Here is a 12,419-nt window from a genome sequence, read left to right as displayed (position 1 = left end):
ACTAGCAGCCCAAATTAAAATAACGTATTTTTCACTTATTTTTTTGGCTAATTTTTATAAAAAATGATTATAATAAATTTTTTTCTCATTTTTCGTAAAAAAAAATGACAAAATTTAATAATTTGTCATTCGGAAAATTTCGAGTATAAAAATATAGGAGGGAAAAATAAATGAATTTCTCTGTCATGTTAGAAAGGAATATCCAAGTCCAATTAACGATCTTGGACAACTTATATCGCTCACAAGTTACTTGTACGTTAGAGGAATTATCGAAAACAGCTCATTGTGACAAACGTTCTGTGCTTCATCAATGTGACTATCTTAAGGTTTTATCTGACGATCACATCACAAAAAGTACAAAAGGCTTCACTTTTTCTGGAACGATCAGTGAGTATCAACTATTACTACTAAAAATCTTGGAACATTCCGCCATCTTTCAATTGTTAAAAGACCTTTGTCTTCAACCTAGAGTTGATCTGGTTTCCTTTGCCACAGAGCAAAAGATTAGTATTCCCTCCTTAAGAAGACATCTTACTCGAATCAATCAGTTGCTTACTACCTATCAATTACAATTAAAGACTTCAAAAGGCTTCGTGTATCTCAAAGGTAGTGAACCACAAGTCCGTTATCTTATTTATTTATTTTTGTGGCAATACTATCAAGGGGTCGTTTGGCCCTTTCCAACCGTTGATTTTCATGAAACCTTTGCAGGGATTGAGTATGCTTTTCAGCTGACAAAACAAAAACCAAATAAACTGAAAATGATTGAATGGTGCTTTATTATTGCTATCACTTTCGTCCGATCAGCACAAGGAAATCAGATGAATCAGAGAGAACTTCCTGATTTTACAGAAGAGATTTGGGATAGCTTTGAAGAGATTATCCATTTCCTTAAACGAATGAGCGTGAAAGCCAAGCTCGATCTTTTGGAAGTCCAATTTTTATTTCTTTGGTTACAAGCACGCCCAGCTTTTTATTTAAAAGACGATCACTTAGAACGAGCCATGAAATTCCATCTAAAAAAAGCCACAGCGATCAAACAATTTCAAAATAGTTTCTATAGCTATATTTATGAAATTGGGTTTAAATCTACACAAATCAACGTAAAGAAAAAATTACTAAATAGTACGATCTTTGCCAACGGGATGAGCGGGCTGTTGTTCCACCGATTTTCCACCATTAATTAAATATGACTTATCAGTCTTTGTAGAAGAAAATTACCCAGCATTCAATCGAGAAATCAATCAATTAGCTTCCCAATTCCAAAAACAGCAACAAGAGCTGTATTGGGTACAATCCTGTCATTTGATCGAAGCTTTTATGATCATTACTTCTCCAACATACTTTGATAAAGAAATAAAGATAAAGTACGAAAGTGACTTGCCACTAAGTATTGAACTGAGTTATATGAGTATGTTACAAGAACAATTACGAGTTTACTTAAATGTGGTTTTTACAAATGATCTTTTGTTTGAGCCAGACTTAATCATTCGAACAACCGATATGCCGTTAAAGATCCTGACCTATGAAGAAACAATCCCGTGTTTAGTCGCTCCGACTGATATGTCTAGTGAGCAGATTTATCTATTAAGCCAAAAAATCAAGAAACTAGTCAACGAATAACTAACTTGGGTTTTTATAAAATAAAAAAAAGATGGCAGACGCCATCTTCTTTTTATTATTTGAATAGACCGCTAAGCGGGCTTTTCTTCAACAAGTTATTATAATTTAGTCACTTCAGCAGCTTGAGGGCCACGTGCGCCTTCAACAATTGCAAATTCAACTTCTTGACCTTCTTCTAAGCTCTTGAAGCCGTCTCCTTGAATTGCTGAAAAATGTACGAACACATCGTCTCCGCCGTCTACTGTAATAAACCCAAATCCTTTTTCATTGTTGAACCATTTAACTGTTCCATGTTCCATAAATGTATAGCCTCCAAAAAAGTTCTTGCAAGAAACCTTGCATAAATATTATACCGAATTTAGAAAACGCTCGCAAGACTTGCTCAATTTATTTTTCATTCTTTTTTTTAGGCTTGAAAATGATTATTTGGCAGTTGATAATCGATTGTTTACTTCTTCCCAGTTCACAACGTTCCAGAAAGCTTCAATGTAATCAGGTCGTACATTCTTATATTTCAAATAATACGCATGTTCCCAAACATCTAAACCTAAAATAGGTGTTTTGCCTTCCATTAATGGTGAATCTTGATTGGCTGTTGAAGTGATCGCTAATTTACCATTTTCCATCACTAACCAAGCCCAACCTGAACCAAAACGGCCAGCTGCAGCTTTTTTAAATTCTTCCTTAAATGTTGCAAAATCACCAAAGGCTTCATCAATCGCTTCTTTAATTGCACCAGTTGGTTCGCCACCAGCATTTGGTGCCATGATTTTCCAGAAGAAAGAATGGTTTGCATGTCCGCCACCATTATTACGTACAGCAGTCTTGATATCTGTAGGGACAGCATCCATATCAGAAAGTAGTTCTTCGATTGTTTTTTCACCTAGTTCTGGATGTTTTTCAATCGCTGCATTTAAATTTGTTACATAAGTATTATGGTGTTTGTCATGATGCAAGTGCATCGTTTCTTCATCGATATAAGGTTCTAACGCATCGAATGCATATGGTAAATCTGGTAATGTGTAAGTCATAAAAAAATTCCTCCTCAATGTGTTTGTTCATAGTGTCTACACTACAAAGAGTAACAAAGAGCAAGGAATTCTTCAAAAATTATGCCTACTGTGGATTTTACTTCTCTTTTTCAGGAAGTTCTTCCTCAATAATGGTTGTCCCTTTAAAAATAAACAATTTACTAAAGACATAATTGGCGACTACCACGATGACTTGGGTAATAATCTTAGCCACATAATCATTTGTGTGCATCACCTGAATCAGCAGCAACATGGAACCCATATCCATACCATAAGAAAGAATCCGATAGAACAAAAATTTACTAAATTCAATAACTAAATGAAAAAAATTAGGTGACTTGGAATGAAATACCCATAATTTGTTCGTTACAAAAGCAAATAAAACAGAACAAATCCAAGAAATAGTATTTGCTATCGGCATACTTAGATGGAGCATCTGTAATGCAATTGCAAAAGTAACGATATTCACGACTGTTGCTAAACCACCAAAAAATAGGTAAATAAATATTTCCCAGTAACCTTTTTCTTCTAAAAATTGTCTCACTCGATAATAAAAATTCATCGTTCATCCTACCTTACTAATCAATTCTTATTCATCATACCTTATTTGTCGCTTGTTTTCATCTTTATTCCTTAAATTCATCTTTGCAACTAGCAAATTTTAACATTATCGTTATTTTTTATAAAAGCAGGTTCTCACATGAACCTTAAAGGAAGATTGCCAATTGGTATTTCCCCTTGTATTTCTTCTAAGACTTCGCTAGAATTGCTAATGATGACATTATGTATAGAAGGAGTAACTATGACAACAAAACAATTAATTATCAGCTCATTCACGCAATTTAAAGAGCTCAAAAATGCTAGAAAAACCCCGTTCGCTAAATCGGTTCTTTATCTTTTGGTCCTTAGCATCATCATGGCTTTGCCTATTTCCTATCAAGTGTTTCAAGTGCTAGAAAACATCAAACAAGATGGTCAGAAAATTGCCACCAAGATTCCAGATTTTTCCATAAAAAACGGGAAAATTGATGCAGCAGATCATGAAGGTTTCATCTATCAAACAAATTCTATCATCTTTACTTTTGATCCGGAAGGCAAACGATCTGAAAAAGATATTACTTCTGACTTAGTCGGAAATTTTCTTAGTGTTGGACTACTAAAAAATAAACTCGTCGTAGCTTTGCCTAATACCGGTACTACTTTTCTAAACAATAACTCACTTGAACTTGACTATAAAAATGATGCCTTAAAAAATCTAACAGGAAAACAATTGCGTACAACCTTAAGTGAAGCAACAATTCCATTTTGGATCAAGATAGTGACTTTCTTAATTTCTATTTATCCAAGCTTTTTGAATTTGATCGTTACTTTACTTTTAGCTAATTTTGCAGCTTATATTTATGCGCGTTTACGTTTGACTGGCGCTTCTTTTCTTGATTGTTTAAAAACGATGATCTATTCAATCACCCTACCAACAGTCTTAGCCACGATCTTAATGATTTTCTTACCGGCTTTTGACACAAGTGCTTTTATCGCAATAGCAGGACTTTTTATTTTTGCACAGGCGGTAAAAGGCTGGCCAAAAAGCCAAATGATGTAGTTCACGAATGTCAAACATAGGAAACGACTTTCTTCGATTAGGCGGCAACGCTAGTCAAAGAAAGTCGTTTTTTAATGTCAACTATTTTTCTAAGTAAGGATCAATATCCTTTTTGTAATGCCACTTCATTTATCTTAAGCTCTTGATTTGTGACATAGCTTTTAAGATTGGCTAGAAAGATTGTCATTAACTTATTTTGAAAATCTGAGGTTAAGCCAGCGGTATGCGGCGTAATCAATACTTGATCCATTTCCCACAATGGGCTTTTTTCAGGTAATGGTTCTTCTTCAAAAACATCCAATGCTGCAAAGGCGAGTTGTTCTTCATTTAATGCCTGAACTAAATCAGCTGTTTTTAAAGAAGCCCCACGTCCAACGTTGATGAATAACGCATGGGAAGCGAATTTTTTGAATAATTCATAATTAAAGAAGCCCTTAGTCTGCTCTGTCAGAGGCAAAATATTTACAATGATATCCATATCAGCTACTACTTTTTCCACTTCGTTTAAGGAATACGTTTGACTGAATCCTTCTACTGGATGCCCGGTAGTATTTATCCCATAACTGACCATAGAAAAGCTGTCTGCTTTATCAGCAACCATCTTGCCGATTTGCCCCGTTCCGATGATCAATAATTTTTGTTTTTCTAATGGCTGATAATGGACATGAGTTCCTAACCATTCTTTCTTTGCTTGTGCTTTTTGTGCTTGGAACAGCCCTCGAGAATAGCCTAAAATCACTCCCATGATGTGTTCAGCTATTGATTCACTATGAATACCACTACCATTTGAAAGTAAGATCCCTTTTTCAGAAAATGCCGTTAGTGGTAAAGTGTCTACCCCTGCCGAGATCGAATGTACCCATTTTAACCCTGGAGATGCTAATAGCTCTTTTTCGTATTGGCGATTCCACCCTAAACTAATTTCAACATTCATCAAATCTGTAGGTTCAAGCTCAGTTTTTATGACATAATTAGGCGCTAATTCAGTCATTTTATCAATAAATTCTTGTCTAAATCCTCGATCTAAATAAATAATTTTTTCTGCCATCTTAGTTACGCATCCCTTCTATTACTAATTGTAATCAAGTGTTTCGTGACTCAGTCTTATGAAAAAAGAGGTAAATATAAAAAAGGAGTTTTCCAAGCTAATGGTAGCTAAAGAAACGCTCCTTTGTTTTATTGTTCTTTGAAATGATAAGTTGGCTCATTTAAAGATGCATCATAATCAACAACAAGATTATACCCCTTGAAAAACCAGTCATCTGCTTCTTCAATAAAAAACAGCATCCCGTCAATGGTTTCTTCTTTGATTGGTCGTTCAGGCTGTTCGACAGACATTCCGATAGAAAAACCATCATGTACTTCTGTCTTGCCGTAGACTTTCCCAAAAAAACGAATCCCATAATTTTCAGGGATGGTTACTTCCTCTTCGAACCATTTACGTGCATTATCTGTTACTGATAATTTCATTCCTGCATCTCCTTATTGATTCATTTTATCGTCTAATATATCTACATCTTCGGTTTCCCCAATTACTAATAAATTATCATTTTCTCTGACATATTCATCTGCTGAAGGTGAAACAACGACCGAACGATCAAAGCGTCGAATTGCTACAACTGTTAGATCATAACGTTGCCTAAAATTCAGCTCCGCTAATGTTTTATTAAAAAATTTGGGATTAGAAACTCGAATTTCTGCAAGAGAAAATTGATCCGATAGTTCTAAGTAATCCAATATATTTTTTGAAACAAGATTATGAGCAATACGAATCCCCATATCTCTTTCCGGGTGAACCACACGATCTGCTCCGATTTTTTCTAACACTCTTGCATGATATTCATTTTGAGCTTTAGCTAAGATGTTGGGAACTCCCATCTCTTTGACCATTAATGTAACGAGGATACTTGCTTGGATATCTTCACCGATTGCAATGATCACATGATCAAAATTTCTGATTCCTAGTGAACGCAATGTCATTTCATCTTGTGCATTTGCTACAACTGCATGAGTAGCGATATTCATATATTCATTGACTCGATCTTCATTGCTATCAATAGCTAATACTTCTTGTCCTGCTTCAACTAAGGTTCGGCAAATACTGCCACCAAATCGTCCAAGCCCGACAATTGCAAAATTTTGTTTCACTTGCTTCCTCCCTTACCTATTTTATTTAAGTATAGCAAAGGCTTTCTAAAAACGAAAGTAAGCTTTCTTTTGTAGAATAAACAATTTATTTAACTAATCCATGTTTGAAAGCATAAATAGCTGCTTGCGTTCGGTCTTCTACTTCTAATTTTGCTAATATATTTGAGACATGGGTTTTGACTGTTTTTAAAGTAATAAATAATTCATCTGCAATCTCTTGGTTGCTTTTTCCTTCTGCTATCAGCATCAGGATTTCATTTTCGCGTTTTGTCAATTCTTCATGAAGAATTGGCTCGTTTCTCTTACTTATTTTTTCCATCATTTTTGTTGTTACTTCAGGTTCTAACACTCGTTCCCCTCTTTGAGTTGCTCTGATCGCATCTGCAATTTCATGAGCGGTAGAAGTTTTTAATAGATATCCCGCTGCACCAGCTTCAATGGCTGGATAAACTTTTTCATCATCGATAAAGCTGGTCACAATAATTATTTTTGCTTCAGGCCAGTCTTTTAAAATAGCTTTAGTTGATTCAATCCCATCCATTTCTTCCATAACAAGATCCATCAAAATCACATCAGGTCGTAATTCCATTGCTTTTTCATAGCCTTCTCGACCATTTTCTGCTTCACCGATCACTTGAATGTCTTCTTGAATCGATAAATAAGAGGATACTCCTAAGCGAACCATTTCATGATCATCTACGAGTAATACTTGTATCATTTTCAATTATGCCTCCTTGATCAAAGGAACTTTGATCTCAATACTGGTGCCTTGTCCTTTAAAACTAATAATTTTAACTGTTCCACCAATACCTGCTACTCGTTCCCTAATATTATTTAATCCATAACTACCTGTTTTCGTTTCGTTCATATTAAACCCGGTACCATCATCAATCACTCGTAACAATAAGTTATTATTGATTTTGTGTAAATAAACTTCTAATTCATTTGCTTTAGCGTGACGTAAGGTATTGGATAATAATTCTTGCACGATACGAAAAAGATGATCTTCAATCGAATTGGACAATTTTACGTCTTCGATCTCCCATTTCAATGAAATTTGAATTTTATTTTGTAGTTCTTTTAATAATTGCTCAATTCCTTGTTTCAAACTCTTCTCCTCCAGATTCACTGGGCGAAGATGAAGTAGGAGCGCACGCATTTCAGATTGAGAAGCATTGATGATATCAGCAACCATACGTAATTGTTTGCGAAATATTTCTGAACTATCTGTTTTTTCGGCTTGTTCTGTTAAAGCAGACATCATCATCATCGCTGCAAATAATTGTTGTGAGACAGAATCATGGAGTTCCCGGGCTAAACGATGCCTTTCTAGTTCTAAGATTTCCTCTCTTGTCTGTCCATCCACATACTGGGGTCTGCTAGTGATAATTTGTAGTTCACTAGAAACTTCAATCATTTTTTCTTTTATTTTGGTTATTTCTTTATCAATATCTTGTACATAAATATCATCATTTGCACTGGGAATGGGTTCATTCAAATGACTAGACTCATAATTACCAGAAGATAATGCTCTTAATTTTTCTTCAATTTTACCATACTTTGCTTTTTGGATAAGTGATACTATCAAAAAAACCACTAATCCGACACCTAAGGCAATAGCAAACAAATGAAAAATCAGCGGCACATACAATAGTCTTGCACTTAAAATGGCACGCCACCAATTCGTTTGGTTACTTGCATAAAAATAAGTGAACAACGAAAACAAGATGATTAAAAAAGAAGCCGCTGAGGCATAGATTGCCATCATTAATTTTGATAATCTGCTCATCATACACGTATCACCTCAACGTCACCAAGTAATGTATTCGTGATGATTTTTAACCGTCTTGGGTTTTCATCATAATCGTTACTATAAATTTTGATGGATTCATTTTTTAATGAAAATTGTTCCTCTTCAAATAAAACATTTCCAACAAGTGTCGCATGCTCTAAACTGATGGCAATCCCTAAAGGTACCAAAATTCTCGTTCTGCCAATTCCTTTTCGCACAATAACGATATTATCATCCTTTGGTAACAATGTATTGCCAAGATCAATGATCGTATCCCCTGAAATTAAAGCAATATTGATGTCATCCCATTCATAAACATCATTACCAATACGTTGATTTCCAAATAATTGTTGTTTTTTTCGTTCATTATTATGTGTTTTTAATTGATCGGTTTGTACCATGATCATCTGTTTCTTTCGCCAAAAGGTATTTTTTGTTAGATCAATCCCAGAAATTTCAACCCCTTTTAGTCCGATAAACAAGATCGCAAATACTGCCATCAACCATAGTGCAGGGCTATTGACTAAACTAAAGAAAACGATCAAACTCCCTATAATCAATTGAAAATTTCGAAATCCAGATCGTGGATATTTTCTTAATGCTAAATATATGTTCAATGCACCAAACAATACGAGAAGAAGTAATTCTACGTTGTTCACAATTTGCCAAACTGCAAATAGTAATAATAAAGCCTCGACTACGATAAAAAAACGCCAAGAACTATTCATCTTTATTCTCCTTTCATGCACATTCTCATTCTATCATAGCTATTTTTTTAGAAATATACTATAGGACTTGAGATGTAAAGTTTGTCCTAAGTCAAATGGTTCTGGACACTCATTCCTTAGAAAAATAAATAAGCCGAAGAATCCCAAAAATCGGAGAAACGATTTTCTGATTCTTCGGCTTATTGCTCAAAGTTGTAGATGTCACAACTTCATTTTTGTTCAAGTATTTCTTATGCTTGCTCTACTTTAACGATTTTAACTAACATATCGCCACCAGGGGTAGCAATCGTTACTTCATCATTGACTAATTTACCAATCAAAGCTTGAGCAATTGGTGAATCATTAGAAATTTTACCAGAAAATGGATCAGCTTCTGCACTTCCTACGATTGTGTATTCTTCTTCTTCACCATCCGGTAATTCAATAAATGTCACTGTCTTACCAATTGATACTTCATCTGCATCAACACCGTCATTGTCAATGATTTGAGCAAAACGAATCATATTTTCGATTGTTGTGATTCGACCTTCAACAAACGCTTGTTCATCTTTAGCAGATTCATACTCTGAGTTTTCAGATAGATCACCAAATCCACGAGCGATTTTAATGCGTTCAATGATTTCTCCGCGTTTAACTGTTTTTAATTGTTCTAATTCTTCTTCTAGTTTGGCTTTGCCTTCTAGAGTCATCGGGTAAACTTTCTCAACCATGTATAACGTCTCCTTCTTGATCTATGGAATACCGCAAAAAGTAATCTTTTGAGGAATATAATCCAAAAAAGATTACCACGCTTTTCCTAAAATGTAAATGTTTTTCTATTTTAAATAAATAGTCGATGATACAAATACTATTCTACGAATTATTGACATATTTATCAACTAATTCCAAATGTTCTTCGTAAGTTTTTGCAAAATAAACATCGCCTTTTTTGATATCTGCCACAAAATAGTAGTAATCATTTTGAGACGGCTCTAATACGGCTTCGATAGCTGCTTCACTAGGGTTATCAAATGGTCCAGGACCATAGCCTGTGTTCGTATATAGATTATATGGAGAGTCGACAGCCGTATCCTTATAAGATACCGTTTCTTTGTGTTCTCCCAAGGCATATAAAACAGAGATATCTGATTGTAAAGGCATATCTGCCTTGATACGGTTGAAAAATACTTGGGCGATGTTTTTACGATCGTTTTCTTTAATCCCTTCTTTTTCAACTAATGAAGCCAACGTCAAGACTTCTTGAACCGTCATATTTTTTTGTTTGATGGTTGTAAAATAAGGCTGTAACACGCTATTTGTCTTGTTTACCATTTGAACGACTAAATCTTTCAACGACATTTTTTTGTAGTAATCATAAGTAGCCGGGAACAAATAACCTTCTAAGCGATATTTGACATTTTGAGCTTTGCTCGCACTGTCCAATAAATCTGGGAATTTTTTATAAAGCTCATTGAAAAACGTTTCATCTTTCATCAAATCTAAAAATTCTTGTTTATCTTTTCCAGTGACTTTCGCTACTCTAGCAGCAATTTGTTCAATGTCGTATCCTTCCGGTATCACGATTTTGCCATCTGCTACTTTAGTTGGCTCTGAGGTGCCACCTTCTTGCAATTGTTTTCCGATCTCATCCAAAGTCATATTTGGTGCCATTTGATAATATCCAGCTTGAAAGCCAGTCATATTTTTAAATTTAGTATAGTAATTGAACACGATGCCGCTTTTAATCACTTGATCTTGTTCGAGTATCTCACCTATTTGTTTATTTGATGAACCACTAGGTATTTCAATTTGAACAAGTTGATCATTTTTAGGATCCAATGGTTTCAACCCGCTATCCACATAGCGGTAAATGGTGAATCCAAGGACGCCTCCAATGATTAGCAACGTCAAAACGATCACTAAAATGATTTTACCAACGATTTTTTCTTCTTTTTTTCGCAAATTTTTTCTCTGATTAATGACTGCATTCTTTTCAGCAGATTGGTCTGATCTGTTTTTTTTCTCTTCTGGACGTTGTTTGTTTTCTGACAAAACAACTCCTCCTTACTATCAACTTCGTAACTTCATCTATTATACATGATATTTTGATTGACGTGAATTAATTTATTTAAATATTCTATCAAAATTGTAAGTAGTAAATCAAATGAAAACAGATTAAAATTAATATCAATGAATACAATAGTTATTTTAACTATGAGCGAAAATGAAAGGACCTTATGACACAATGATAAAAAAAGACAAACATGCAAAAAAAGGGGCATTTCCTTTTTTCTCTATCATTCTAGTATTGCTCAGTATCAGCGTACTTTCCACCGGTATGATTATAGGATGGAGTATTTATACGAAAGAACAAGCTAGAAATGATTCCGATTCACTAAAACCTAAACAGACATTATCGCTTACACCTGAAGAAAAAAAATTATCAGAAAAAATCAACCACCTGTTAATTAAACATGATTACATTGGCTCAATTTATGTAAAGAAAAATAATCATGTGATTTTTGAGCGTGGCTATGGTTATGCAAACAAAGAAAATGATCAGTTAAACCGCCCTTATCTTTACTATCAAATTGGCTCGATTCAAAAAGCGATGACAGCTCTGTTAATTCTCAAACAAGTAGAATTAGGACACCTTTCTTTGAATACGAAATTGGCTAAGTTTTATCCTCAAATTCCGAATAGTCAAAAGATTTCCATTGAAGATCTACTTTATATGAGATCTGGGTTGAAACCTACAGCTAAACCTACTACCCCATTATCAGATACAGAAGTCGTTCAATTTGCGGTTCAACATCTAAAATTAGTTGACTACCATACTTATCGTTATGAACCATTAAACTTTACAATTTTAGCGGGTATTTTAATCAACTTAACTCACCAACCTTATGAAAAATTAGTAGAGAACGAGATTATCAAACCTTTGGATTTGAAACAGACCGCTTTTTATGATCAAGTCAAAAACTCTCCGCATCATGCCGTTTCCTATCAGATGTCTGCTAGTGATGATTACTGGAAGCCATTAACTGAATCGCAAACAGCGATCCATAATGAATTAGGGACTGGAAATATCAGTATGTCGGTGCTTGATTTAAATACGTTTTTCACTAAAGTTTTATCAGGTAAAATGATCCCACAGAAATTACTTTTTACATTATGGAAACCCAGTCCTACTGGCCACCCATATCGTGGTGGTGTCTATTGTGGTAATGATTATGTTTTGGCACAAGGAAACATCAATCGTTTCCATTCAGTCGCTGTTTTCAAACGTGATTTGAAAGATGCGGTTGTCATGGAAAGCAACGACCAATCAGATAAAAAAATAAAATTAACTGCTCTAGACTTGCGAAATCGAATTTATAATTTAATTGAAGGGTCCAAGATATTAGAAGAAAATTAATCCTGAAAACGAAAAAGATTATCGTCCCAAAAATTAAGTACGTCATAGTTCAAAAATTTTTTTATTAAAAAAATCGCCATGTAAAAGTTAGAATGTTATC

At 34.5% G+C, this 12,419-nt stretch carries 15 protein-coding genes; 4 read left to right on the top strand and 11 right to left on the bottom strand.

Features of this window, described 5'->3' with window-relative positions:
• The first annotated feature begins 170 nt into the window (after positions 1 to 170).
• The gene (locus IGJ32_RS03935) at positions 171 to 1,187 is read left to right on the top strand and encodes a helix-turn-helix domain-containing protein (protein WP_373168997.1); all 1,017 of its coding nucleotides are present in this window, start codon (positions 171 to 173) and stop codon (positions 1,185 to 1,187) included.
• 133 nt (positions 1,188 to 1,320) lie between these two features.
• Entirely contained in the window at positions 1,321 to 1,623 is a 303-nt protein-coding gene (locus IGJ32_RS03930; protein ID WP_368020077.1) for a hypothetical protein, read from the top strand.
• Between the two features lie 98 nt (positions 1,624 to 1,721).
• Here IGJ32_RS03930 and IGJ32_RS03925 read toward each other — a convergent pair whose 3' ends face one another.
• The 3 genes from IGJ32_RS03925 to IGJ32_RS03915 all read right to left on the bottom strand — a co-directional run bounded on the left by IGJ32_RS03925 (position 1,722) and on the right by IGJ32_RS03915 (position 3,216).
• Entirely contained in the window at positions 1,722 to 1,922 is a 201-nt protein-coding gene (locus tag IGJ32_RS03925; protein ID WP_010719711.1) for a cold-shock protein, read from the bottom strand.
• Between the two features lie 123 nt (positions 1,923 to 2,045).
• Entirely contained in the window at positions 2,046 to 2,654 is a 609-nt protein-coding gene (locus IGJ32_RS03920; RefSeq protein ID WP_010719712.1) for a superoxide dismutase, read from the bottom strand.
• Positions 2,655 to 2,751: 97 nt separating this feature from the next.
• On the bottom strand, positions 2,752 to 3,216 hold the full coding sequence (locus IGJ32_RS03915; protein ID WP_010719713.1) for a GtrA family protein: 465 nt from the start codon (positions 3,214 to 3,216) through the stop codon (positions 2,752 to 2,754).
• A gap of 240 nt (positions 3,217 to 3,456) precedes the next feature.
• Here IGJ32_RS03915 and IGJ32_RS03910 point away from each other — a divergent pair, with 240 nt between their 5' ends.
• Positions 3,457 to 4,254 (top strand): DUF1189 domain-containing protein, encoded by a 798-nt coding sequence (locus IGJ32_RS03910; protein ID WP_025480226.1) that lies wholly within the window; start codon positions 3,457 to 3,459, stop codon positions 4,252 to 4,254.
• Between the two features lie 100 nt (positions 4,255 to 4,354).
• On the opposite strand, the gene IGJ32_RS03905 is transcribed toward IGJ32_RS03910, so the two are convergent.
• From IGJ32_RS03905 to mltG, 8 genes are all read right to left on the bottom strand, one after another.
• Entirely contained in the window at positions 4,355 to 5,302 is a 948-nt protein-coding gene (locus tag IGJ32_RS03905; protein WP_373168999.1) for a phosphoglycerate dehydrogenase, read from the bottom strand.
• 128 nt (positions 5,303 to 5,430) lie between these two features.
• Complete coding sequence (locus IGJ32_RS03900) at positions 5,431 to 5,724, bottom strand: HesB/YadR/YfhF family protein (RefSeq protein WP_181914865.1); 294 nt, start codon at positions 5,722 to 5,724, stop codon at positions 5,431 to 5,433.
• A gap of 12 nt (positions 5,725 to 5,736) precedes the next feature.
• Complete coding sequence (locus IGJ32_RS03895) at positions 5,737 to 6,402, bottom strand: potassium channel family protein (RefSeq protein WP_010719717.1); 666 nt, start codon at positions 6,400 to 6,402, stop codon at positions 5,737 to 5,739.
• Positions 6,403 to 6,487: 85 nt separating this feature from the next.
• Positions 6,488 to 7,120 carry a response regulator transcription factor gene (locus IGJ32_RS03890; protein WP_010719718.1) on the bottom strand — a complete coding sequence of 211 codons (633 nt, stop codon included), beginning with the start codon at positions 7,118 to 7,120 and terminating at the stop codon, positions 6,488 to 6,490.
• 6 nt (positions 7,121 to 7,126) lie between these two features.
• Positions 7,127 to 8,194, bottom strand: coding sequence for a two-component system sensor histidine kinase LiaS (gene liaS, locus IGJ32_RS03885; RefSeq protein ID WP_010719719.1), 1,068 nt, complete (start codon positions 8,192 to 8,194; stop codon positions 7,127 to 7,129).
• Positions 8,191 to 8,922 carry a cell wall-active antibiotics response protein LiaF gene (gene liaF / locus IGJ32_RS03880; protein WP_010719720.1) on the bottom strand — a complete coding sequence of 244 codons (732 nt, stop codon included), beginning with the start codon at positions 8,920 to 8,922 and terminating at the stop codon, positions 8,191 to 8,193. Before liaF ends, liaS begins: the two co-directional genes overlap by 4 nt.
• Positions 8,923 to 9,152: 230 nt before the next feature.
• Entirely contained in the window at positions 9,153 to 9,632 is a 480-nt protein-coding gene (gene greA / locus IGJ32_RS03875) for a transcription elongation factor GreA (protein WP_010719721.1), read from the bottom strand.
• A 142-nt stretch (positions 9,633 to 9,774) separates the two neighbouring features.
• Positions 9,775 to 10,953 (bottom strand): endolytic transglycosylase MltG, encoded by a 1,179-nt coding sequence (gene mltG, locus IGJ32_RS03870; RefSeq protein WP_342081556.1) that lies wholly within the window; start codon positions 10,951 to 10,953, stop codon positions 9,775 to 9,777.
• 196 nt (positions 10,954 to 11,149) lie between these two features.
• Here mltG and IGJ32_RS03865 point away from each other — a divergent pair, with 196 nt between their 5' ends.
• Entirely contained in the window at positions 11,150 to 12,319 is a 1,170-nt protein-coding gene (locus IGJ32_RS03865; RefSeq protein WP_373169058.1) for a serine hydrolase domain-containing protein, read from the top strand.
• Positions 12,320 to 12,419: the final 100 nt, after the last annotated feature.

Origin of the sequence: Enterococcus sp. DIV1639a (genome assembly GCF_050530445.1) — a bacterium.
In the GTDB taxonomy this organism is placed as follows: domain Bacteria; phylum Bacillota; class Bacilli; order Lactobacillales; family Enterococcaceae; genus Enterococcus_B; species Enterococcus_B hirae.
The sequence above is the reverse complement of the archived record's forward strand: the minus strand, read 5'-3'. Positions and strand labels throughout refer to the sequence as shown.